The organism is Desulfolutivibrio sp. (assembly GCF_036584575.1).
In the GTDB taxonomy this organism is placed as follows: Bacteria; Desulfobacterota; Desulfovibrionia; order Desulfovibrionales; family Desulfovibrionaceae; genus Desulfolutivibrio.
Map to the genome: position 1 here is coordinate 1 of NZ_JAZHDB010000078.1, position 23,352 is coordinate 23,352.

The 23,352-nt window shown below is 63.7% G+C and carries 22 protein-coding genes; 8 read left to right on the forward strand and 14 right to left on the reverse strand.

The window, feature by feature from the left end; genetic code table 11:
• The 3 genes from V3572_RS05795 to V3572_RS05805 all read right to left on the reverse strand — a co-directional run.
• A partial coding sequence (locus V3572_RS05795) for a dephospho-CoA kinase (protein WP_332110036.1) occupies nt 1-1,241 on the reverse strand: 1,241 nt, incomplete at its 3' end.
• A 38-nt stretch (nt 1,242-1,279) separates the two neighbouring features.
• A complete protein-coding gene (locus V3572_RS05800) occupies nt 1,280-1,732 on the reverse strand; it encodes a universal stress protein (protein WP_332110037.1) in 453 nt (150 codons plus the stop codon).
• A 12-nt stretch (nt 1,733-1,744) separates the two neighbouring features.
• Nucleotides 1,745-2,707 (reverse strand): serine/threonine protein kinase, encoded by a 963-nt coding sequence (locus tag V3572_RS05805; RefSeq protein WP_332110038.1) that lies wholly within the window; start codon nt 2,705-2,707, stop codon nt 1,745-1,747.
• Between the two features lie 145 nt (nt 2,708-2,852).
• Between V3572_RS05805 and V3572_RS05810 the strand changes: the two genes are divergently transcribed.
• On the forward strand, nt 2,853-3,818 hold the full coding sequence (locus tag V3572_RS05810) for an MDR/zinc-dependent alcohol dehydrogenase-like family protein (protein WP_332110039.1): 966 nt from the start codon (nt 2,853-2,855) through the stop codon (nt 3,816-3,818).
• A 200-nt stretch (nt 3,819-4,018) separates the two neighbouring features.
• Here V3572_RS05810 and V3572_RS05815 read toward each other — a convergent pair whose 3' ends face one another.
• Both V3572_RS05815 and V3572_RS05820 read right to left on the reverse strand, forming a co-directional pair.
• Nucleotides 4,019-4,627 (reverse strand): hypothetical protein, encoded by a 609-nt coding sequence (locus tag V3572_RS05815; RefSeq protein WP_332110040.1) that lies wholly within the window; start codon nt 4,625-4,627, stop codon nt 4,019-4,021.
• Between the two features lie 250 nt (nt 4,628-4,877).
• A complete protein-coding gene (locus V3572_RS05820) occupies nt 4,878-5,129 on the reverse strand; it encodes a helix-turn-helix domain-containing protein (RefSeq protein WP_332110041.1) in 252 nt (83 codons plus the stop codon).
• A gap of 263 nt (nt 5,130-5,392) precedes the next feature.
• On the opposite strand from V3572_RS05820, the gene V3572_RS05825 reads away from it, so the two are divergent.
• Nucleotides 5,393-5,881 (forward strand): hypothetical protein, encoded by a 489-nt coding sequence (locus tag V3572_RS05825; RefSeq protein ID WP_332110042.1) that lies wholly within the window; start codon nt 5,393-5,395, stop codon nt 5,879-5,881.
• A 99-nt stretch (nt 5,882-5,980) separates the two neighbouring features.
• On the opposite strand, the gene V3572_RS05830 is transcribed toward V3572_RS05825, so the two are convergent.
• On the reverse strand, nt 5,981-6,133 hold the full coding sequence (locus tag V3572_RS05830) for a hypothetical protein (protein WP_332110043.1): 153 nt from the start codon (nt 6,131-6,133) through the stop codon (nt 5,981-5,983).
• Between the two features lie 250 nt (nt 6,134-6,383).
• Nucleotides 6,384-6,566 carry a ferredoxin gene (locus V3572_RS05835; RefSeq protein WP_163301943.1) on the reverse strand — a complete coding sequence of 61 codons (183 nt, stop codon included), beginning with the start codon at nt 6,564-6,566 and terminating at the stop codon, nt 6,384-6,386.
• 313 nt (nt 6,567-6,879) lie between these two features.
• On the opposite strand from V3572_RS05835, the gene V3572_RS05840 reads away from it, so the two are divergent.
• Nucleotides 6,880-8,607: a CBS domain-containing protein gene (locus V3572_RS05840; RefSeq protein ID WP_332110044.1), complete on the forward strand. Its 1,728-nt coding sequence runs from the start codon at nt 6,880-6,882 to the stop codon at nt 8,605-8,607.
• Entirely contained in the window at nt 8,604-10,346 is a 1,743-nt protein-coding gene (locus V3572_RS05845) for a putative bifunctional diguanylate cyclase/phosphodiesterase (protein WP_332110045.1), read from the forward strand. The genes V3572_RS05840 and V3572_RS05845 overlap by 4 nt, the downstream gene beginning before the upstream one ends.
• A gap of 284 nt (nt 10,347-10,630) precedes the next feature.
• On the opposite strand, the gene V3572_RS05850 is transcribed toward V3572_RS05845, so the two are convergent.
• Entirely contained in the window at nt 10,631-13,882 is a 3,252-nt protein-coding gene (locus V3572_RS05850; protein ID WP_332110046.1) for a tetratricopeptide repeat protein, read from the reverse strand.
• Nucleotides 13,883-14,056: 174 nt separating this feature from the next.
• Between V3572_RS05850 and V3572_RS05855 the strand changes: the two genes are divergently transcribed.
• Both V3572_RS05855 and V3572_RS05860 read left to right on the forward strand, forming a co-directional pair.
• On the forward strand, nt 14,057-14,356 hold the full coding sequence (locus tag V3572_RS05855) for a hypothetical protein (protein WP_163303500.1): 300 nt from the start codon (nt 14,057-14,059) through the stop codon (nt 14,354-14,356).
• 146 nt (nt 14,357-14,502) lie between these two features.
• Nucleotides 14,503-14,874 carry a hypothetical protein gene (locus V3572_RS05860; RefSeq protein ID WP_332110047.1) on the forward strand — a complete coding sequence of 124 codons (372 nt, stop codon included), beginning with the start codon at nt 14,503-14,505 and terminating at the stop codon, nt 14,872-14,874.
• Between the two features lie 214 nt (nt 14,875-15,088).
• Here V3572_RS05860 and V3572_RS05865 read toward each other — a convergent pair whose 3' ends face one another.
• Nucleotides 15,089-16,159 (reverse strand): phosphotransacetylase family protein, encoded by a 1,071-nt coding sequence (locus V3572_RS05865; RefSeq protein WP_332110048.1) that lies wholly within the window; start codon nt 16,157-16,159, stop codon nt 15,089-15,091.
• Between the two features lie 444 nt (nt 16,160-16,603).
• Here V3572_RS05865 and rnc point away from each other — a divergent pair, with 444 nt between their 5' ends.
• The gene (rnc, locus tag V3572_RS05870; RefSeq protein ID WP_332110049.1) at nt 16,604-17,305 is read left to right on the forward strand and encodes a ribonuclease III; all 702 of its coding nucleotides are present in this window, start codon (nt 16,604-16,606) and stop codon (nt 17,303-17,305) included.
• A gap of 130 nt (nt 17,306-17,435) precedes the next feature.
• On the opposite strand, the gene V3572_RS05875 is transcribed toward rnc, so the two are convergent.
• Both V3572_RS05875 and V3572_RS05880 read right to left on the reverse strand, forming a co-directional pair.
• Nucleotides 17,436-18,320 (reverse strand): flagellin N-terminal helical domain-containing protein, encoded by an 885-nt coding sequence (locus tag V3572_RS05875; protein ID WP_332110050.1) that lies wholly within the window; start codon nt 18,318-18,320, stop codon nt 17,436-17,438.
• 564 nt (nt 18,321-18,884) lie between these two features.
• Entirely contained in the window at nt 18,885-19,868 is a 984-nt protein-coding gene (locus tag V3572_RS05880) for a chemotaxis protein (protein ID WP_332110051.1), read from the reverse strand.
• Between the two features lie 306 nt (nt 19,869-20,174).
• Between V3572_RS05880 and V3572_RS05885 the strand changes: the two genes are divergently transcribed.
• Nucleotides 20,175-20,975, forward strand: a complete 801-nt coding sequence (locus tag V3572_RS05885; protein WP_332110052.1) for a substrate-binding periplasmic protein — start codon at nt 20,175-20,177, stop codon at nt 20,973-20,975.
• A 16-nt stretch (nt 20,976-20,991) separates the two neighbouring features.
• Here the strand turns inward: V3572_RS05885 and V3572_RS05890 are convergent, their stop codons facing one another.
• From V3572_RS05890 to V3572_RS05900, 3 genes are all read right to left on the reverse strand, one after another.
• On the reverse strand, nt 20,992-21,438 hold the full coding sequence (locus V3572_RS05890; RefSeq protein ID WP_332110053.1) for a hypothetical protein: 447 nt from the start codon (nt 21,436-21,438) through the stop codon (nt 20,992-20,994).
• Nucleotides 21,439-21,479: 41 nt separating this feature from the next.
• Nucleotides 21,480-22,562, reverse strand: a complete 1,083-nt coding sequence (gene leuB / locus V3572_RS05895; protein WP_332110054.1) for a 3-isopropylmalate dehydrogenase — start codon at nt 22,560-22,562, stop codon at nt 21,480-21,482.
• Nucleotides 22,563-22,805: 243 nt separating this feature from the next.
• The gene (locus V3572_RS05900) at nt 22,806-23,303 is read right to left on the reverse strand and encodes a 3-isopropylmalate dehydratase small subunit (RefSeq protein ID WP_332110055.1); all 498 of its coding nucleotides are present in this window, start codon (nt 23,301-23,303) and stop codon (nt 22,806-22,808) included.
• Nucleotides 23,304-23,352: the final 49 nt, after the last annotated feature.

The window sequence follows — 23,352 nt, forward strand, 5'->3', positions numbered from 1 at the left end:
CGGCGAAAGGCTTCGGAGGCCACCACGGCCGCGCGCAAGGCGTCCTTGTCGATCTCCCGGCCCGAGGCCGCTAGGAACCGGTCGCCGTAACGTCTGGCCAAAAGATCCACGGCCTCCCCCCCGGGGGCGTACAGGGCGGCCACGGCGGCGTCGGCGGAAAAGACCGGGCATCCGGCGGCCTCCAGAAATCCCAGCAGCGTGGACTTGCCGCTTCCCGGCGCCCCCACCACCCCCACCCGTTGGGTCCGCCTGGCCAGGAGAAGCGGCATGCGCCAAAAGTCGGACGGCGGCCGCTGCTCAAAGGACATGGTCTCCCCCGTCTGCGGATGCGGAAAGGACAGCCGCCAGGCATGCAGCATCTGCCGACGGCACAATCTTCCCGCCGCCTCGGCCTCGCGCCGGAAGACTGCGGCCTGGGCCGGGCCGTACACCCCGTCGCCCAGGAGGGGATGGCCCAGGGCGGCCATATGCACCCGGATCTGGTGCGTGCGCCCGGTTTCGATGTCCACCTCCAGCAAAGCCGCCCGACCACGGGGATCGGCCCATACCGTGCGGTAGCGGCTGACGGCCGGACGACCGCCCTTTCGGACCACGGCCATTTTGACCTTGCTCACCGGGTCGCGGCCGATGGGCAGGGCGACCATCCCCTGCCCGGGGTCGGGCAGGCCATGCACCAGGGCCAGGTAGGTTTTTTTCACCCGCCGTTCGGCGAAGCTCTCGGCAAGGGAAAGTCTGGCCGCCTCGGTGCGGGCCACGACCAAAAGCCCGGAGGTGTCCTTGTCCAGGCGATGTACGATGCCCGGCCGAAGCCCGCCCAGGTCGGCCAGATCGGGAAAATGATGGGCCAAAAGATGCACCAGGGTGCCGTCCGTCCGTCCGGGGGCAGGATGCACGGTAAGTCCGGCCGGTTTATCCAGGACCACCAGGTGGGCGTCGGCGAAGATCACGGCCAGCTCCCCGGACTCCGGGCGGATGCCGACCACGGGCGCGTCCGGAGAAAGGGTCAGGCGCTCGCCGCCGCGCAGGCGTTGGCCGGGCTTGCGACAGACCAGGCCGTCCACCGTGGCCCGGCCGTTTTTGATCCAGTCCTGCAGGCGGGCCCGGGTCGGGCCACCTTCCCCAAAATGGCCTTGCCAGACGGCATCGAGCCGCCCGGCCTCGGGGGTTGCAAAGGACAACTCGTCCAGCCCCCCGGGCGCGCCACACGCCTCGCAGGCGTCCGGCAGCCCATCCTGGGCCAAAGAAACATCCGGGTTTTCATCCCCTGACCGGCGTGGCCTCACCCCACCACCCACACGGTGAAATCCTTGGCGTGCCGAGCCACCCGGGAAGAGATGCTGCCAAGCAAAAACTCCTCGGCCTTGGACAGGCCCCGGCGGCCCACGGCCACAGAGCCGCATCCGCACTCCCCGCGCACGGCCAGGATGGTCCCGGCCACGTCCATATCCAGGCAGGACATGGTCCGGATTCCTATGTCGGCGGCGGCCACCCCCTTGCCCAGCAAGATATTCCGGGCCGCGTCCAGGGCCTGGGCGGCGTCCCGGGCCCGGGTGTCCCGCTCGGCCTGAAACTGGGCCAGATCGGGGAAGATGTCCCGATCCGGGGGCACGAGCACCGCCACCAGCTCGATGTGAAATCCCGGGCCGCCGCGAACCACCTCCCCGACGTAGTCCGCCGCGCGCAGGGAATTCTGCGATCCGTCCACGGCCAAAAGGATACGTTTCTCGTTCATGAGCCCTCCCGCTTACGCGGCCCGCAGCCGGTCCAGACAGGGCCGCAGATCGTCCAAAAGTTCCCGGGCGGATTCGTAATACACCTCGCTGCCCATGGCGTAGTGCTGCAATACTCGGCACAATGACTCGGGAATATAGGGGAAAAGCTTCTCCAGGTTCATGATCCGGTAGCGATACATGACCGAATAATCCTGCGGCGCCACCCGGGACAACACCTCCCGGCCTTCCGGGGTCTCGGCCAGGCTCTGGGCGGTGTGGATGCCCTTGCCGACCAAAAACAGCAGGATGTTGCCCAGGCCGAAGACGTCCACGCCAAAGGGATTGGCCGATCCGTCGAAGGTGTAGTCGAAGTCGATCCACACGTAGCGTCCGGTGTCGTAGTGCCTAAACAGGTGGTCGCGCCGGATGTCGCCATGGCGCTCGCCCTGGCCGTGCAAAAAGGCGATGGCCTCGCAGGCGTCGATGAAGTTGGCCAGGATGCCGGGAAAATGTTCGGCGAAATAGGTGCGGTGGTCGCAGTCGATGGCGTCCACGGCCATATCCAGACGTTTGCCGAAGACGACCTCGATGACCCGGACGGTGTTGCCCGCGCTGTCCGGCAGGGAAAAACCCTGCATGAACCGGGGATCGCCCCGGGTCATGTCCAGGATGCGGGCCTCCTTCTCGGGACTGCGGTAACAGGGCACCTCTATGTCCCCGATCTTCATGTTGAAGCGTTCATGAAAAACCAGCTTGAGGATGCGCTTTTCGCCGGATTCGAGTTCCGTGCAGCGCTTGACCCAAAATTTGGGATCCTCCATGCCGAAACGCCGCTCGGCCTCGTCACGCAGCACCAGATAGTGGCGTCCGCCCAGGGCGATGACGTCACCATTGCCGATGTTCATAAATTCCGTGGTGTCCTGGTAGACCGAGCCGTAGCTTTGCAGCGAGGCCTTTGCCTGATATCGTTCGACAAGTTCTCTGACGGTGGTCATGCGGTCCTCCTGCGGCGTCTGTGCGCCTGGCCCGCCGTCATGTCCGGGCGGGCCGCCGCTTCATGAGGCAGCCTTTCCGAATGGGTATATTTTTTCACCGCCGGGAAAGCAATCCCGGCCAAACATCGAGAAACGGAGGAGTTGCATGCGCGCGGTCTCTTTCTCAGGGCAAAACCAATGCCTGACGGATCGGGAGAAGCCCGAGCCCCGGCCGGGCCAGGCGGTGATCCGGGTCACGGTGGCCGGCATCTGCAACACGGATGTGGAACTGGCCAAGGGCTACATGGGCTTTTCCGGGACGCCAGGACATGAGTTCGTGGGGGTGGTGGAGGCCGCGCCCGACGCCCCGCAGTGGATCGGCCGACGCGTGGCGGCGGACATCAACTGGGGCTGCGGCGTCTGTCCCGTCTGCCTGACCACGGGTTCCCGCCACTGTCCCAACCGGACCACCCTGGGCATAGCCGGATGGGACGGGGCCTTCGCCCAGTGGCTTGCGGCCCCGGTGGCCAATCTGCACGCCGTACCGGACTCGGTGTCCGACCGGGAGGCGGTCTTCGCCGAACCCCTGGCCGCCGCCCTGGAGGTGTCCCAGCAGGTCCACCTGACGGCCAAGACAAGGCTGGCGGTTCTGGGCGACGGCAAGCTCGGCATCCTCATCGCCTGCGCCCTGCGCCACGTCTGTCCCGGGATCGTGCTCATCGGCAAACACGCCCGTAAGCTGGAGGTGGCCGCCCGCCAGGGCGTGCGCGCCCGGCTTCTGGCGGACCAAGAGGAACGCCGGGAACGCTTCGACGTGGTGGTGGAGGCCACGGGCCGGGAGGACGGTCTTGCCCGGGCCATGGATCTGGTCCGGCCCGAGGGGATGATCGTGGCCAAGACCACGGTGGCCGGGACCGCGCCCCTGAGCCTGGCCAGGCTGGTGGTGGACGAGATCAGCCTCGTGGGATCGAGGTGCGGGGACATCGCCCTGGCCCTGCACTATCTGAAAGAACGTCTGGTGGACGTGACCCCGCTTATCGAAGCCGAATACGACCTGGAGGACTTTGTCGAAGCCTTTGTCCGGGCCTCCCGCCCGGGAGCCGGAAAGATCCTGTTGCGCATCGGATCGTAGGCCCCCTGGCGGCAGTCTGTCCGCCACGCCCCGGAGCCCGACATGTCCGTCCTGGCGGGACGCCTCGCCCCGGGGCAACCGCCCTGCCCGCCCCTGAGCCGGAACATGTTCGTGTCCGCCCGGCTTCATTCCGGCCCCCCAATAAAAAACGCCCGCCTCCTTTGGGGAGACGGGCGTCGACAAGTCGTTTGTCGCGTCAGCTAGAAGCTGAGGCGCAGACCGGCGTGGCCGCCGAAGGCGTCGATGCCGGTGTTGCTGAAGCCGATGCGCTGATACCGGCCGGTCAGGTCGAAGCTCACGGAATCGGACAGGTTGATGGCCAGACCGAGGTCGACGGGCAGGGTCCAGTTGTTGTAGGAACCCTGGCTGCCGTTCTGCCAAGACGGGGCGCGCTCGTCGGTGAACAAACCACCGATACCGGTGCCCAGGAACAGGGCATAGCCGTCCTGGTGGACCGGGTAGTACCGGACCAGGAAGTTGGTGCCAAAGCCGTTGACGTTGTCGTGGTACTTGCGGCTGCCGCCGTAGTAGGACACCACATCGTCGCCAACGCTGCTCTGACTGATGTTGTAGTACAGGAACTCAGCGCCCAGGGACAACCCGTCGATGACGAAGTATCCCGCGCTGGCGCCGGCCGTAAAAATGGTGTTCACGCCCTTCTGCGAGGCGCCGTAAATGCCCGCTTCCGGCGTGATGTGAAACGTCCCCTGGGCGGCCACATCGGCAGCCGAGGCGGGACGCTGGGCCATAACCAGGCACAGGGCCAACGCAAAAGCCACGACGGACATCGTGCGAATCGATCCGGCCATATCCTTTCCTCCTTGCGGTTCCATCCATTTTCCAGGACATGGGCTTGAGAGCGGAAAAACCGCTCCATATCCGGGAATGCCATTGTCTTTTTCGCTACATATGCCTTTCCCGCGCACTTGGCTAGTGCCTTGACAGAGAAAAATATGCGCGGGGGGCGTACCCGGAGTACGGTCGGCAGGACAAAGCCCCAGAGGGCATGCACATCCCTGTTTCCCGGCCATTCCCGGAGAACGCCCGGCTCATGGTACGTCACCCTCGGGACGGCTCACACCGACATGGCGTGATCTCAACACGGCAACCGGCCCTGGTCAGCATTTCCACCAAGGCGTCAATGGTAAATTTTTCCACTTTGCCGCACACGGCGTCGCTGATGCGTGGCTGGCTCACCCCCATCAGCATGGCGGCCCGGCCCTGAGTCAGCCCCCTGTCCCGGATGATGCCGTGGATGATGGCGACCAGCCGTTTTTTGATGGCCGCCTTCTCGACGTGGGGCTCATCCAAGGACGCCATCCCGCCCCCGCCTCCGGGATACGCGTCTCCCGTCATGGAAACGGATGCCTGGCACATGTTCCCTCCCCGTACTGCCTCCCACTGTAGTATGAACGTTCACGGCATGGGCCTGGACCACTCCCGTCCAGATCGCGCAACTCGCGCATGCCGCGCTCTCCCTGACCGCGCAAACAGGTCGGAAGAGGATCCACCGGCCTTTTTCCTTCAGATACCATTTTTTGCCGTTTTCACCATCCATAAGAACGAAATTTTCCATGAACGGCATAAATCGTCCTATGAAAGGCATCGCTGCAAAAAGGCCCGGTCATCTTATGCATATGTACGGCGTTTTTCCTGGAGGTCAAGCCTCGTGCAAAACCCTGCCGCCGCCAATCCGGGTCCGCTCCCGGCGGGGCCTGGCCTCGGAGGCTTACGGCCTTGCCGCAAAGACCGACCTGGCGGCGATGCGCCCAAAGGAGGATGGGGGAAGAAAGAGGGAAGGGCCGCGACGGACGAGGCCGATGGGTTTAAAATCTGCGGACGAAACGTCGAATTTTCATCCGGCAGGCTATGCAGCCGTGGTTTACGAGACTTCCCCTTGCCGCACTCCTTTCGAAAATGACCGGAGAGCGGGCACAGACACGGTCCACATCAGGGACAAATACCACTTTTGGCGCAACGCCGCCCGGCTCAAAGCCGGGGATGAACATCTCAATGACGGACGATTTTTTCAAGCTGTTGTTTATAAAATTCAGGCACCCTGATTTCGCGGACACGTTACTCGCAGCCAAGGCGGGCAGGTGACGGCGCATCACGGTCATCTTTGCCGAAAAAACATGCTTCCAATATTATCAAACACGGCATCAGGGCGTCCCCATAAACGAACGGTAGATCAGGCGTTCGTAGACGGCGCACATGCGTCTGGCCCGGGTTTTGGTCATGCCGAAGTCCATGAGACGACAGTACATATGCACGGGATTGAGCAGATGCTGGAGTGAATTCTTGAGCCAGTTCATGGCGTCACCTCCGACCCGGCCGGATCGACCAAAACGGTGGATCCGCCTTTGCTGAAAAACCATGCAAGGGGCGTTCCCAAAGCGGCGCCGCCTTTCGTCCTACGTCCGTTGCGGCCACTTGCTCCTTGCAACGTTCTTATCGGACGTTTTCCATGAAACTTCATCGTGCGGCGGGCAAAGGGGGCGCACCGAAAAAAACCCCGCGCCGAGACCTCCGGCGCGGGGTGAAAAGAAGCTCTTTTCCGGCGAACTAGGCGCGGGAAATCGCCTCGGCGGGACAGGAGTCAATGGCCTCGTCCACGCAATCGGCATCGGAATCGGGATCCTTCACCTGGGCCTTATCGCCATCGGCATTCATCTCAAACACGTCGGGGCAGGTCTCGACGCAGGCCTCACAGCCCATGCACGCATCCTGATCGATCTCAATGGCCATATCACTTCCTCCTTAGGTTTTTGACCCCATTTCCTTTTAGGTCGCGGGGGTTCGTCCGGGTCCGCGCCCAGGGGAGCCGTCACCGGTCCCTGATCGCAACACTATCAAATCGCGATTTGAGTACGGTTTTTGCGGACGCGGCGCAACAAAAAAGTGCCCGCTCCGTTTTTCCACCGTATCCCTGAAAATTACAAGGATTTTTTGGCCAGGCCTAAAAATCGGGAGTGAATTTGTTTTTGATACATGTTACGAAGTCGTTACTTTTTTCCCGACTTGCGAACCCGATGTCGCGACAGTTCACCCGGAGAGGCACATGGCCGTACTCAAGCGCCAGATCAAGGAAATCTGCTCCCCAGAGGTTCTTGGGGTTCCGCCCGACTCCCCGGCGGTAGACGCCATCGCGCTCATGCGCGACCACAGCATTTCCAGCATCATGGTCCTGGCGGACAAACGGCCTGTGGGAATTTTCACGGAACGCACCGTGGTCCGCTATGCAGCCACCCGGGGCCTGGACTTTTCCGGGCTGATCATCCGCGATCTCATGAGCTCCCCGGTTCTATCGGTCACCGGCGACACGTTTATCCATGAGGCCTTAAACCTCATGGCCCACAGCAAGATCCGACATCTGGTGGTGACGGACGGGGCCGGACTGGCCACAGGCATGCTCACCCAGTCCAATCTGATCGAGAATCTCGGTCACGACCCCTACATGGAAGTCAAGCCCATTGACCAGATCATGTCCCGCATCGTCTTCACCGTCCCCCCCGACCTGCCTTTCGAACGCGCCCTGGGGGAAATGGCCGAAAAATCCTTAAGTTGCATCGTCGTGGCTACGGACGAGACGCCCCTGGGCATCCTGACCGAACGTGACGTGCTGCGGTTGGCGGCGCATGGCCGCATCCCGGACCAGTTGACGGCGGGCCAGGTGATGCGCAGCCCGATCCTGGCCGTGCCGCCGTCCACCTCCGTGGCCGAGGCCGCCGGCATCATGCGGCAGCGCAACGTGCGGCGGCTTCTGGTGTCCAACGGGCATGCCCGCATCCAGGGGCTGGTCACCCAGTCCAACGTGATCAAGGCCCTGGAGAGCAACTACATCCAGACCCTCAAAGAGGTCATCCGGGACAAGGAGGTGGAGCTCATGACCGCCTACCGCAATCTCCGGGAAAAGACCGTCTACCTCGACAACATCATGCGCTCGGCCATGGATATGGGGATTGTGGCCGCGAACATCGATTTCTGCATCAACTACTACAATCCGGCGGCCGAACGCCTGCTGGGGATATCCTCCCGGGAGACCGTGGGCAAACATATCTGGGAGGTGCACCAGATGGCGGGCGTGCCCCTGGAACGCCTGTCCAAGGGCTTTCAGGCCATCCATCAAAACACCACGCATTCCTTTTTCCTCAAACGGCCCGACGTGGATAGCACGCGCTGCATCGAGGCCCAGGTCTCGGGCATCCGGGACGACCAGGATCGTCTCAGCGGCTACGTGCTCATGCTGCGCGACGTGACCGAGCGGGTCAAGGCCGAGGAAATCATCCGACACCTGGCCTACCACGACCCCCTGACCGACCTGCCCAACCGCACCCTCTTTCACGATCGCCTGGCCGTGGAGCTCAAGCGCGCCAGACGCCACAGCACCCTTTTGGCCATGGTGGTCCTGGACCTGGATCGTTTCAAGGAGGTCAACGACACCCTGGGGCACCTGGCCGGGGACGAGCTGTTGCGGCTTTTAGCCGGGCGGTTCCGACAAGGCCTGCGCGAAAGCGACACCGTGGGGCGCATGGGCGGCGACGAATTCACCTTTCTTTTGCCCGACATGGCCAGCCGGGAACACGCCGCAGGGATTACCGCCAAGATCCAGGACATGGTGGAACAACCTTTTCTTATCGAGGGCCGTACGATCACCCTGAGCGCCAGCATGGGGCTGGCCGTGCATCCGGAAGACGGCGACGACGCCGAGACTCTGTTCAGGATGGCCGACGACGACATGTACCGCAACAAGCGCGTCGACTGTAGACGCCAGGAGAGAATCCCATGAACGGCGGGCCCCCTGGGGGCTCGCCTGCCGATGCGGCCCGCCCGGCCATGACCAGGGACATGCTCGACTGCCTGCCCGGGCCGATTTTTCTCCTCGACGGGGCGGGACGGGTGGTGATGGCCAATACCGCCTGCGAGACCCTTTTCGACGCCGACCCGGCAGTCTTTGCCCCGGGGACGAATTTTCACCATACCTGCCGCGCCGTCCTCCAGCCCGCCCAGACCGACGCCACGTGTGCGGGCGTGCAGGAGGTGGCCGCACGGCGGCAGCCCCTTTTCCTCTCCGAAGTCTGCATCCAGCACGGGGAACAGCACCTCTGGTTCGCCCTGCGGGCCGCCCCGGCGCCTGGCGGCGGCAAAGGGGCCGTGGTCACCCTGACCGAGATCACCAGGCAAAAACAGTTGGAGGAGCACCTCCAGCACGACGCCTTCCACGACAGCCTGACCGGCCTGTGCAACCGGGCGTTTTTCATCAACCGCCTGGAGCGGGCCATCGCAGGCAGCCTAACCCACCCCGGACGCCAATTCGCGGTCCTGTACCTGGACATTGACCGTTTCAAGCTGGTCAACAAAACCTTCGGCCATGTGACCGGCGACCGGCTGCTCATGGTGGCGGCCAACCGCCTGCTCAAGGCGGCCCTGGACGGCGACACCCTGGCCCGGTTCGGAGGGGACGAGTTCGCCGTCCTGGTGGAGGACGTGGAGGGCGCAGAAGGAGCCGTGGCCGCCGCCGAACGCATCGTGTCCCGGATTGCGCCGCCTTTCACCCTGCGCAAGCAGCAAATCTCCATCACCGTCAGCATCGGGGTGGTGCTTGGCGCCTCCTCCTACGCCCACCCCGACGACATCCTGCGCGACGCCGACACGGCCATGTACAGCTCCAAGGAGCACGGCGGAAACCACTACACGGTGTTCGAAGCGGGCATGCGGGTCAGCACGGCCCGGCGCATGGAAATGGAGCTCGACCTGTGTACGGCCCTGCAATCCGGGGAAATCACGGTCTATTACCAGCCCATCGTCTCCCTGTTGTCCGGGAAGATCACCGGATTCGAGGCCCTGGCCCGGTGGCGGCATCCCCGCTACGGCATGATCCCGCCGCTTGAGTTCATCCCCGTGGCCGAAGAGTCGAACCTGATCAACGTACTGGGGGACTTGGTGCTGCGCCTGGCCTGCGAACGGCTCACGGATCTCTCGGCAAAGTTTCCCGACGCCGCAGACATGAGCATGAACGTCAATATTTCGGCGCGGCAATTCCGGCAGCCCTGTTTCGTGGACGGGGTGCGGCGCATTCTGGACGAGACAGGGGTGGCGCCCGGACGCATTTGCCTGGAGGTGACGGAAAGCATGCTCCTTGAAAACGTCGCGTCCGCCCAGGCCACCATGTGCGCCCTGACGGAACTGGGCATCAAGGTGGTCATCGACGACTTCGGCACGGGATATTCGTCGCTTAGCTATCTGCAGCGTTTTCCCTTCGACTCCTTGAAGGTGGATCGCTCCTTCGTGTGTTCCATGACCGAAACCCGGCAGAACCGGGAGATCATTCGCACCATCATTTCCATGGCGGAGAATCTGGGGCTCAAGGTGGTGGCGGAAGGGGTGGAGATGACCGAGCATCGGGACATGCTGATGGCCTTGCGGTGCGAATTCGCCCAGGGATTTCTTTTTTCCGAGCCCCTGGATTCCGAGGATCTGGAGGCGTTTTTAACAAACAGGAACGCCGAAAAAACCTTGATCGCCTGACACGTCCGGTCTGGCGCTTCGCCTTTGCCCATCCCCCCGGGCAACAAAAAAGATCTGCCTCGCGTTTTCGTCGGATACCCGACCGTGTTCCTTTTTCGTTCTCCGGAACCTCTTTTACGCGTGGCAAATCTTTTTGTCGCGCCTCATTGCGCTGGTATGGGGATCTCGTTTTATTTCGTCCGACCCTCCGTTGCGGTTTTTTCGTATCTCCCAAGGGGAACCCGCGTTCCCCTTACGACCCAAATATAAGCACCCATCTTCCGTTGTGAAGTGCCGCCCCGTGTTCACGTCCCGGGGGGCCTGTCCCGACTGGCCTGCTGCATCTGTTTGGTGGTGATGTGGATATTGTCCTGAAACAGGGCTTCCTTGGGATTGCACCGATAGGCCTCCTCGAACCAGGGCAGGGACTCCTTGACGTGGCCGAGGGTGTTTAAGGCCAGGCCGATGTTGTTGTAGGCCGCGCAATAATCGGGACAGGCCTCCACCACCTTGCGGTAGTCGCGTACGGCCCCGGCCAGATCCCCCTTGGCCCGCAGCTTTTCCGCCTGATCGAAGGCCCCCGCGCAGTCGGCGCGGCTGGCTTGGGACGCTTTTTGCCCGGTGGGCTTCGCCGCCAGCCGCGTGGTCAGGGCCACGTTGTCCGCGAAAAGCTTCTCGCCGGGATCGCACTTACGGGCCTCCTCGAACCAGGGCAGGGATTCCCGGGCGTAGCCCAGAGTAAAAAGCGAGGCCCCGATGTTGTTGTAGGCCGTGCAATAGTCCGGACACGTGGTCACGATCTCCTGATAGTCCTTGATGGCCGCCGCATGCTCTCCCTTGCCCCGACGGGCGTCCGCCCGGCGAAACAGTTCATCACAGCGCGCCTTTTTCTGGCCCTGCCCGGCAGCCGGAGCGGCGGCCTTGGCGGCGTCGGCCTTCGCCGCCTGGGCGATCTTGGCCTTGTCCAGCCCGGCCTTGGCGGCCCGGGCCAACTCCTTGCCCTTGCGGTCATCGGCGGCGGAGACCCCGGGGATGCCCTCAAGCCCGGCCAAGGCGGCCAGGGTTCCGGAAAAATCCCCCCGCGACAGCCTGGCCGAGGCCTCAGCCAACACCCCGGAGGCCTTTTTCTGCGAGGCCCCGGCCATTTCGGCTATCCTGGCCTTCTGGGCGGCAAGAGGCGGATACCCCGGGGTCTTGACGGAGGCCGCATCCAGGGTCTCCTGGGCCTTGCCGTGACGGCCCGATGCGGCAAGCCCCTCGGCCAGGCGCATGGCCCCGCGCGTTTCCTCGCGAAGCCCGGCCAGCCGGACCCGCTCCGGCTTGGCGAACCCGTCGGCCGGGTCCAGGGCCAGGATGCTTTCCACGCTGGCCAGGGCCGCATCCAGGTCGCCCTTGGCGGCGTCCTGCCGGGCCTTGGCCGTCAGGTCGCGGATACGTCCGGCCCGATTTTTGCGCTCGGCCACGGCCGTCTCGATCTCACGCACGGGGGCATAGGCCGGATTGACCCCCTTGGCCCGGGAGAGGGCGGCCAGGGCCTCGTCGGGACGGTTCTGGGCCAGAAAGGCCCTGGCCTGATCCACGTTTTTGAGCACCACTTCCCGGGCCTGAGCCGTCTGTTGTTTGGCGGCGCGCGCCCCGACGTGCTCGGGGTCGGCCTTCAGGATGTCCGATAGCGCGCCCAGGGCGGCGTCCATGTCCCCGGCGGTCCACAGTTCCCTGGCCTTGGCCAGAAGCTGGTCCGCCTGCCAGGCGTTTTCCCGGCGCTTGGCCACGGCCGCGTCCATCTCTTGAAAGGGGGGAAATTTTTCATTGATCCCCCTGACCCCGGCCAGGGCCGAGGCCGCGCTCTCAAACTGCTTTTTCTCCAAAAAGACGGCAGCTTCCTTGAGCCCGGCGATGATCTTGTCCCGTCCGTCCACCAGGCGCGCCCGCTGGGCCAGGGCCGCCTCATGCCCCGGGTCCAGGGCCAGGGCGGACTGGACGGCGCGCACCGCCCCCTCCACGTCCCCCGCATTCCAGGATTGGCCGGAGGAGGCCATAAGGGCGTCCACCTTGGCCAGCGTGTCCTTGCGCTCGCGCATGCGCCGCTCTAGCCCGGCGATGCCGCCGTATTGGCCGTTGATGCGACCGGCCTCGTCCAGAAGTCCGGCGGTCTTGGAGAATTCGTCGTGGGACAGATGCTCCCCGGCCCGGTGCAGGATGTCCAGAAGCCGTTCCCGGTCGGCGGCCATGCGCCGGTATTCCCCGGCCGCGTCCACGCTTTTGGGATTCATGGCCGCAGCCTTGGAGGCCGTGTCCACGGCCTGCTCCACCTCGCCCCGGTTCCACAGCCGCACCGCCTCGGCCGTCAGTTTGGCGGTCTGGGCCGCGTTGTTTCTGGCCAGGTCCATGTCGGCCTTGGAAATGGCGGCGGAAAAGGCCCCTTCCCCACGGCCAACCAGAAGATCCCGACTGTCCCGGACCTCCACCACCGCCTTGTAGTCTCCCACCCGGTCGCAGGCGACCTTGACCTGCCGCCCGTTCTCCCCGGCCTCCAGCCGCGTTCCCGGGGGCAGACGCCAGGTGAAGGACAACGGGGGGTTGCCGGGCATGGGATTTATGTCCGCGCGCAGGAGCACCGCCCCGCCCTCGGGCACGGCGTCGACCTCCTCGGGCCCCGAGCCGTCCTTCCAGATCACCGGGCGCGGCCCCACCAATCCCTTGTTGGAGACCTCCACCGGATACGGCCTGGCCGTCACCTCGGCCGCCACCCGGCCCAGATCCTTCCCGGCCAGGGGCATCCTGGCCGACACGGCCACCTCGGCCGGTTTGCCGTCATGCAGATAAAAGGTGATTTCCTTCTCCCCCACATTGACCAGCGTGGCGTTGCGCGGCAGGGCCGCCCAGCGGAAATCCACGTCCTCGCGAACCGGGAAATCCTTGACCGAGGCCCGGATCTCCTCGCCGACCCGGGGCTCCCGGGGATCGATGGACAGCCGGAAAAGCGGTCCCGCCACATCCATCTCCAGGGACTCGGACACGGCCACGGGCTCAAGCAGTCCGTCCACCGGGGCCAGGGCCGTCACCCAGACCTTCTGCGGCCCCGGGCGGGTAAAGACCACCGTGTTGCCGCTTGGCCCTTCGGGGTCGAGAAACTTGGCCCCGGCGTCGGATTCCCAACGAAAAACATAGCCCGGCAGGGGGGCGGGATCATCCCCGGAATGCGCCGTGACCACGAAGGACACGGCCCCGCCGGTGCGCACGGTCCCGGACAGGGGCGCGGTTTTCTTCAGTTCCAGGCGCAAAAACGCATGCGGCGGCCCCTCCGGGGGCGCGACCGGAACGGCCGCCCCGGTGGCGGGGATTTGACTGCCGGCGGCCCCGGATTCGGTCATCGGCGGCCCGGTCTGATCGAGAACGGCAGCCAGCCCGGCCAGGGGTAAGAACATCAGGCCCACGAAGAAAACCGCCGCCAGGATGGCCCTGGGGCGCGCTGCCGAGATGGCGGAGTCAGTCGGCTCCCGGACGGGGAGTCCCGCCTGCCGGATTGTGGTGGTGTGGCGTATGGGGGTTTGCATGAGTTTCAATAAAGAAAGCAGAAATCATGCCAGTTGTCCCGTCAGTCGCCCAAGGCCCGGCGGCAGGGGAGGAGCGCAGCCTAAACTTTTAGCCTGGACCGCCGATAGCACTGGTGAGACCGAGACGCCGGATGCGTCGCGGCATGGCTTGGAACAGGGAGGTTATTTCAAAAAATGAAACAGGAACAAAGCATTACCGTCAATGGGAAGGAGTTGCCGATCGTCCATATCCGGGATGCGCTCCACGCCGAGGCCTTGGCCGAGGCGCTGCTCCAGGAAAGGGACACTGCCGTCGTGCTGTTATCCCACCTTTTACCGCTGCATTTCGACAACGAACGGGCCAGACGCTTTCACAGCCTGCGGGAGATGGAACCCATCCCCTCGGCCCAGATCCTGGCGAATGTCCCCAAACACAAACTGCGCCTGCGCAAGCATCTGGTCTTCTGGGAATTTTATCAATCCCGCCAAAACTAAATGACTCGCCGGGGGGTCGGGAGAGGACCCCGATCCCCTGGCGAAACCTGCTCCCCCCCCTTGCTTTTTCCTGCTGTTTCCCGAAAAAGGGTGTTCCGCCAATCCGCTGCAACGGGGGTCGGCGAGACCATCTCGGGAGAATCCCCATGAAATGTGGCGTCTGCTTCGTGTCGGTCTGTTGTCTCGTCCTGGCTCTGGGTACGGTGGCCCTGGCCCAGGTGGCCTATCCGCCGCTTCTGGCCGCCGAGGCCGCCCCCTGCCCCGGCTGTAGCGTGGCCATGGCCGCCAAGGACGGAAACGCCATCCAGGCCATGCTCCAATCCTCCGAGCCCGCGGACAAGATCCTCGCCTATTACCGGGAGACCCTGACGGCCAAGGGGTGGGAGGTTGCCCTTGAAATGGACATGGCCCAGGCCAAGACCCTGTCCTTCGAACGGGGCGGGGCCACCCTGGCCGTGGCCATCCTGCCCCAGGAAAACGGCAAAAGCGTCGTCACCCTGGGCCTGGAAACCCCGTAACCCCTTCCCGCTTTGCGTCCGCGCCCGGCGTTGGCGCCTGTTTTGCGGTCATCCGGGGCGCCCGTGTTTTTCCCAAAAGCCCGCTGACGCATGTCCAGGGGGCGAGACGAGGCCTTCGGCAGCGGCCGCCTGGAACGCAAAAACCGGAAACCCCGGGGCGGCCGTCAGGCTGTCCCGGGGTCTATGGGCTGCAAAACAGTCGTATCGGCCAAAATCAGGACAGGCCGAGATCCCTTTTCAGGTATTCGAAGTCGATATTGGCGCTCACGAGTTGCGCGCCCTGGCGGATTTTGATCTCGTCGCGCAGTTTGTGGCGCATGAGCAAGGCCTCCATCTTCTTGGCCACGGAATAGGTATCCTCGCGCACCACGATGATGGGAATCTCCAGCACCTCGGAACGGGTCAGGATGATGTCGTTGGGATAGAGGTTGCCCGTGAGCACCAGACAGGGGCTGTCGCCCTCAAGGGCCACGAGCTGGACGTCGGAACGGTCGCCGCCGACGATGATGGCCGAATTTTTGTGCTTGCGGAAATGGGTCATGAAGTTTTCCACCTGCATGGTGCCGATGAGAAAACTCTCCACGATGCGGTCGGCCTTGTGGTGGGAGGCGATGACCTTCCCGCCCAGGCGCTCGGCCAGATCGGCGACCTTGATGGCCCCCATGAGCGGATCCTTGGGGATGACCCCCAGCACCTTGATGCCCCGCCGCTCCAGGAAGGGCGCGATGAGCGTCTGGGTCTCGTCCATGAAGTTGGGGGGGATGTCGTTGATGATGACGCCCAGCAGATTCTCGCCCAGGGTCTCGCGCAGGATCAGCAGATAGTCGTAGTTGAGCTCCTTGGAATAGCGGTCGATGATCACCGCCCGCAGCCCAAGCTCCTTCACCACCCGGATGCCGTCGGTATTGCAATATTTGCCGGAATACATGCCGCCCGAACCGGCCACGATGGTCACGTCCCGATCCCGGCTGATCGACTCATAGGCGTTTTTGATGGTGTCGATGAAATCGGGCGGCTCCGATTCCGAACTAAACGCGTTGATGCGAAAATCGTGGGTCACCAGGACGGGCGTGAGCATCTCGGGAGGCTCGGAGGCCCCGAGAATCTTTTGTACGAAATAGGCGTCCTCATCCCACATCTGGCCGTCGATCTCCTTGGGCATGGCCCCCACGGGCTTGATGTAGCCGACCTTGAGCCCCTCTTTCTGCAACCTGAGCCCAAGGCCCATGACCACCATGTTTTTCCCGGAATATCCGGCGGTGGACCCCACGTAGATGCCGACCATGTTCGTTCCTCCTGATGGCGTTGACCGGATGTTCGGGCGCTGACGCCAAAAACATCCATACCGCGTGGGCCGGGTATGGGCAAGAACGGCCTTGCCGTTTTCCCCTGAAAAAGGCTTGGAATTTCTCGCGACAGGCGTCCAGAGCCCGACTTGGAATGTTCGCAAAGACCCTGTAAGAGACACCCAGGCCATCGGGGACGGCCTTTCGGGTCTTGGGCCGGTGTGGCGGACGCGGCGGCGGCGAAGGACAGGGATGCCGGAAAAATTTTCCCCTCGGCCCCATCGCCGACCCGGCGACGCTTTGACGCAGGCCGCAGTTTTCCCGCGAATGCGCCGTCGCCCGATCCGGCATTCGGACAACCCCCTTCGCCGAGGCGGTCGGCGCACGGCCCCCGGGGCCGCTTAGCCAGGCGGCTTGACCGCTTCCCAACCAAGGTTTGCACCATGAAGGACGCTTTGAGAAAACTCCAGACAGACATCGGCCACGACTTTTCAGACCACACGCTTCTGGAAACGGCCCTGACCCACAGTTCCCACGCCAACGAATCCGCCAACCCCGCCGAGCACAACGAACGCCTGGAATTTCTGGGTGACGCCGTTTTGGAACTGTGCGTCTCCGAGGAACTCTTTTCCCGGTTTCCCCAGGCCCCGGAAGGCGCCCTGACGCTTTTGCGCTCAAAGCTGGTCAGCGAACCGGCCCTGGCGGAACTGGCCCGCAAATGCGACCTGGACCGGTGCATCCGGCTCGGCAAGGGAGAGGAAAACCAGGGAGGACGTCAGCGGGACTCGCTTTTGAGCGACGCCCTGGAGGCGATTTTTGCGGCGGTGTTTCTGGACGGCGGGTTCGACGCCGCGCGGCGTTCGATCCGCAAGATCTTCTCCGGCATGTGGCCCGAGTCCCTGGTTGAGCCCAAGTCCAAGGACTATAAAAGCCGTCTCCAGGAACTGACCCAGAAACGCTACAAGGCCCGGCCCGTTTATTCCCTGGCCGACAGCCGGGGACCGGAGCATGAGAAGCTGTTCGATGTGCGGCTCATCCTGCCGGATGGCCAAGAGGTCACGGCGTCGGGATCGAGCGTCAAAAAAGCCGAGCAGATGGCCGCCAAAAAAGCCTTGGGCGACTTCCGGGATACCCTCGATCCGTGATTTTTTTTCCGACCAGGGAGGGATCTCCGAGATCCCCGCCTCCCTGGTCGTTTCCTTTTTCCAACCTGCCGACTCTTTGCCCTTGGCCGTCTTTCAGGCCGCCAGGGGAGCGTCGGACTCATGACGGCGGCTACCCGCCGATAAGCTGCATGGCCAGCTTGGGCAGCGAGTTGGCCTGAGCCAACATGGCCACGGCGGCCTGGGTGAGAATCTGCTCCCGCACGAACTCGGTCATCTCCGCAGCCACATCCACGTCGGAAATCCGCGACTCGGCGGCCTGAAGGTTCTCGGCCTGGATCTGCAGATTGGAGATGGTGTTCTCCAGGCGGTTCTGCAAGGCGCCCAGGTTGGCCCGGATCTTGTCCTTGGAGATGATGGCCTGGTTGATCATGTCCAGGCTAAGCTGGGCCGCCTGCTGGGTGGAGATGCTGTTGGGCGTCGCGGCGCCGAGCCCAAGACCGAAAGACGAGGCCGTGGCCGCGCCGATCTGGATGTAATAGTAATCCTCGGCGCTGGAGTTTCCGGTACCGAAATGGACCTTGAGCTTGCCCACCGGGGTCAGGCCTTCCCCATCGTGCGAGGAGGCGGAGAGATTGCCGTTGAGCAGGTAGATGCCGTTGAAGTCCGTCGCCAGGGCGATTCGGGTAATTTCCGAGGCCATGGCCTGATATTCGGAGTCGATGATCAGGCGCTGGTCGGAGTTGTAGGTACCCGTGGCCGCCTGTTCCGCCAGTTCCTTCATCCGGATCAGCTTTTCGTCGATGACGCCCAGGGCGCCGTCGGCGGTCTGAATGAGGGAAATGGCGTCGTTGGCGTTGCGCACACCCTGGTTGAGGGTGGCGATATCCGCCCGCATAAGTTCGCGAATGGCCAAACCCGCCGCGTCATCCGCCGCCGTGCCGATACGCAGACCCGAGGACAGACGCCTGGTGGAGACCGAAAGCTGAGAGTAGGCGTCGGACAGATTCCGTGCGGCGTTCATCGCCATGAGGTTGTGATTGATGACCAGGGACATAACAAAAACCTCCTTGTTGAAACCGAGACGTTCCTTGTTTTTCCCTTCTCAAGCAGAACCCGTGCCAACTATAATTTTACCATATTTTTCAAATTGTTACATATGGCAGGGACGGTTTTTCCGCCCTGCTTCGGCCTGCAGAGCCAATGTTTCATCAGCCCGAGCGCCTTGGACGGGATGATTCTTCCCACCTGGAAGCAGGGGAACCGGCGGAACAAAAAAACCGCCTGTTCGGCGGCGTGGCAGGCGGGATAAAATACGGACGCCGCTATGGCGTCCTCTGGCGGCTGACGGCGTCGGCAGCCTCGAAAATCACGAGCAGGTCGCGGCAAAGCCCGCGCCGTAAGCGAGGGATTTTCGTGCCTTACCGCCCGGCGGTTTGGCCGCCGCTGGCGGCGCAAAGTCCCGGTTTCGAAAAACCGGGGCTTTGTCATCCTCAGAACGCCGCTATGGCGTCCTCCGGCGGCTGACAGAGACAGCAGCCTCACCCGAAAGGGCACGATCTTTTTGGGAAAACCACCGATGGGTCTTTGCGGGGCGACGCCAGACTCTGCGGCGACGATACTAGCGCTGTTTCGCGACGAGGTTGTTGTAGGCCAGTTCCCGGGCCTTCTCGGCCAGGATTTTCATGTCCGGCTTGGAGACCTGCTCGTCAGCGCCAACGGCGATGCCCTTATGGCGCAGGCTTTCGGTGATGAGCGAGGAAAAAAGAATCACCGGCAGTTGACACAGGACCGGATCCTCCTTGATGCGCTTGGTCAGGCTGTGCCCGTCCATGGCCGGCATCTCGATGTCCGAAATGACCACATGCATGAATTCCAACAGGGATTTGTTCTCGGCCACGGCCGATTCCTTGATCCGGCTCAAGGCGTCCCAGGCGTCGCGACCGTTGATGGCCGCCGTCACCTCGAAGCCCGCCCGTTCCAGGGACTTGACCATCATGTTGCGGATGGTGCCGGAATCGTCGGCCACCAGGACCCGGAAGACCATGTCCTTGTCCGGGAGCTCCCGGCGTTCCTCCACGAACGTCTTTTCGTCGAGTTCGCGCAGGGCCAGGCTCGGGTTCAAGTCCCCGATGATCTTTTCCATGTCCAGGATAAATAAAACCCGGTCCTCCATGCGCACCACGCCGGTGACGCTTTCGCCGGAAAACACGCTGACCTGCCGGTTTGGCGGATCGATGCGCTCCCAACTCAGGCGATGGATGCGATTGACCCCGGAGACCAGGAAGGCGTTGACGATGTTGTTGAACTCCGTGACCACCACCTTGTCGGCGTCGCTCGGATATTTTTCCTTGCCGAGCCAGGCGCACAAATCCACCAGGGGCACGACCTTGTTGCGCAGATTGAAGGTGCCCATGACGCACGGATGCGGGGTCTGGGGCATCTCCGTGACCTTGGGCAACCGAATGATCTCCAGCACCTTGGCCACGTTGACGCCATAGTATCCGGTGTATTTGGCGCCGGACGGCAGGCTTTCATCCAAAAAAAACTCGACGATTTCGAGCTCGTTGGTGCCGGATTCAAGGAGGATGTTTGTCTGCGCCATGTTGCCGTGATGCTCCGCTCGAAAAAGGTGAGAGGGGGGAAGGGTCCGCATCTGGCCACGGTTTGTAGTGTCGCGAAGAAACTAGCATGAGCGCATCGGGAATGAAAGCGAGAAGATGGCCACTGCGCCAGGCGGGGAAAGGGCTGGACCGCCGATGCCCCCGCTTCGCCCACGCCAACCGGGCCGACCCCGGGAATCTCCCGCTACCCGTTCATTTTCATTGCCGGAAATCCCCGGCCGGGATTATCCTTCACGAAACCACGCCCGGTCCACTGCCAGGGAAAAAACATCAGAGGCAATCGCGTTATGGACCGCCAGTCGTCGCCACTCCTTAGGCCGCTGCTTCTGGCTCTGGCCGTTTTCGTCGCCGCCCCGGCGGCAATGGCCCAAAACGAGCCGCTCACGGTGCTGGTCTTCCACCGGCCCCCCTATTATGTCGTGGGAAAGGGCCGCCACTTCGGCGGCTTTCTCCTCGACTACACCAAAAACGTCCTCGACGCGGCCCACATCCCCTTCCGCTTCGCGGAGGCCCCGCCCAAGCGCATCCTCAAAACCCTGGAAGAGGGCGCCTCGGCCACATGCGCCGTGGGCTGGTTCAAAACCGCAGAACGCGAGGCCTATGCCCGCTTCAGCGACCCCATCTTCACCGGCAGCCCCATGGGGGTGGCCGTACGAACCGAAAGAATACGAACGCTTCCCCACGCCCCCACCGCCGACGCCCTGCTGCGGCGCGGCATGCGCCTGGGCCTGCGGCAGGGTTTTTCCTACGGCGACTGGCTGGACGCCAAACTTGTCGGCCATCGCAACGCCGCCGACCTGACCGTGGCGGAAAACGACCAGCTTTTGGAAATGATCGCCCGGGGGCGCATCGACTACACCTTCATCGGCCCCGAGGAATACGACTGGCTGGTTTCGAAACATCCGGAACTGCGAAAAAAAATCCGCTTCATGGCCCTGGGCGGCATCCCCCCCGAGACGCCGCGCCACATCATGTGCGGCAAAAACACCCCCCCGGAAATCGTGGAACGCATCAACGAGGCCATCCGATCCCTGCCTCCCCCCGTCGCCGTTTCAATCGGCCCCGGCAACGGCCGACCCAGGCCGTAACCCGGGCTCCAGCGCCTCAGTGCAGCGCCCCGCCGCCCGGCCGGGACAGGCCCCCTGCGTCCGCCCCGGGGAGCGCCCTGCCCCACTGATGCAGCGAAAGGGCCCTCTCCAGGTCCAGACAAAACCGGTCCAGCACCTCAAGCTCGGCCAAAAAATCGTAAAACAGCCGCAGGCCGTAGGAAAAAACCCGCACCCGGCCATCCTTGTCCAGACGCCCCAGGGACACCTGATGCGGCACGGGCTTCTCCATGCAGGCCAGAATCGGCCGGGCCCCGCCCTGTCGGCAGACCAGACGCAATTCGTAGCCCTGGCCCAAAAAGACCTGTTCGGCCAGGACGCCGCCCGCAGGAAGCGCCCCGCTCTCCGCCATGGTCCGGCGCATCAGGTGCAACAAGGCGCTCATGTCCTCATGAAACGGCGTGAAGCCGCCAGCCTGGGCGGACTGGGGCACGATTTCCCGCATACGGCGCATCCTGCTGCTTTGCTTTTGTCCTGCGCGCGCCGCTACCGGCGGATGCGCTCGACCACAAGGCCGCCCATCTCCACGCAGCCCACCCGGCGTCCGTCCCCGCCGCCCATGATGTCCCCGGTGCGGAAGCCCTCGCGAAGCACCTCGGCCACGGCCACATCCACCGCCGCCGCCTCGTCCGTCAGGCCGAAGGAATGCACGAACATCATGGAGATCGACAAAATCGTGGCCAACGGATTGGCCAGATCCTTCCCGGCGATGTCCGGGGCGGAACCGTGGATCGGCTCGTACAGGCCCGGGCCGCCCGCTCCGAGCGACGCCGAGGGCAGCATGCCGATGGACCCGGTGATGATGGCCGCCTCGTCGGACAGGATGTCGCCAAAAAGGTTCTCGGTGACGATGACGTCGAACTGGGACGGGGCGCGCACCAGTTGCATGGCCGCGTTGTCCACGTACATGTGGGACAGCTCCACGTCCGGATAGTGTGCGGACTCCTCGATCACCACCTCGCGCCACAGCTGGGACACCTCAAGGACGTTGGCCTTGTCCACGGAGCACAGCTTCCTGCCGCGCTTGCGGGCCGTTTCAAATCCCACCTTGGCGATGCGCCGAATCTCCGACTCGGCGTAGACCATGGTGTTAAACGCCACGCGCTCGCCGCCTCGCACCTCCTCGCCCCGGGGCTGCCCGAAATAGGCCCCGCCCGTGAGCTCGCGCACCACCACCACGTCCAGGCCCTGGCCCACGATGTCCGGGCGCAGGCAGCAGGAGGCCGCAAGCTCGGGAAAAAGCCGGGCCGGACGCAGGTTGGCGAAAAGTCCCAGTTCCTTGCGTATGCCCAAAAGGCCCTTCTCGGGCCGCACGGCCTTGTCGATAGTGTCCCATTTGGGGCCGCCCACGGCCCCCAGAAGCACCGCGTCCGAGGCCTTGGCCGCGGCAAGCGTGGCCTCGGGCAGCGGGCCGCCCGTGGCGTCGATGGCCGCGCCGCCGATCAGGCAGGTTTCACACGCAAACGCATGCCCGAAGACCTCGCCCACCTTGTGAAGCACCCGAACGGCTTGGCCCACGATCTCGGGTCCGATGCCGTCGCCCGGCAACACGCATATGTCGTATTTCATCTCGCGCATCTCCCTTTGAGACTGTCGAAGTTGTCACGCAGGCTGGCCGGGTGGGCAGGCCTGCGGCGGCGGGAGGGCGTCCGCCCCATGAAATCCCGCCGCACCACCCCACGGGGCCTGCCCACCCCACGGCCCGGCGCCCGTGTCGGCATCACCGGGCGCGCCTGCGCCTGCTGCGAACGCAAAGGCCAATACACTCTGTCTGTCTAAAAAAAACACGCCCGTTTTATTTCAGTGAGGCGCCTAGGCCCCGGCCTCAAGCTTGTCCCTGACGTATCCGGCCAGGCCGCCCCGGTCCAATATCTCGCGCATGAACGTCGGCACCGGGGCGCAGGGAATCATTTCCCCGGTCGTTACGTTCTCGATCACCCCGGCGTTGACGTCCACCCGCAATTCGTCGCCGTCGCGGATCTTGTCCACGCCGTCGCCGAGCTCAAGGAGCGTCAGCCCCATGTTGAAGCCATTGCGATAAAAGATCCTGGCGAAGCTGTGCGCCGCGACAACGGGAATCCCGGCCCCCAGGATCGCCACCGGGGCATGCTCCCGCGACGAGCCGCAGCCGAAGTTCTCCCCGGCCACCAGGATGTCTCCCTTTTTCACCCTCTCCACCCAGCCCGGCTCGAGCCCGGACATGCAGTTGGCGCCGAGCTCCACGGGGTCCGTGGTGACTAAAAACTTGGCCGGTATGATGGCGTCGGTGTCGATGTGGGCCCCGACCTTGTGCGCTTTTCCAGGGAACATAGGTATCTCCTTTTTTGGGGGGAGCATGTGGGGAGGGAACCCTCTTTTG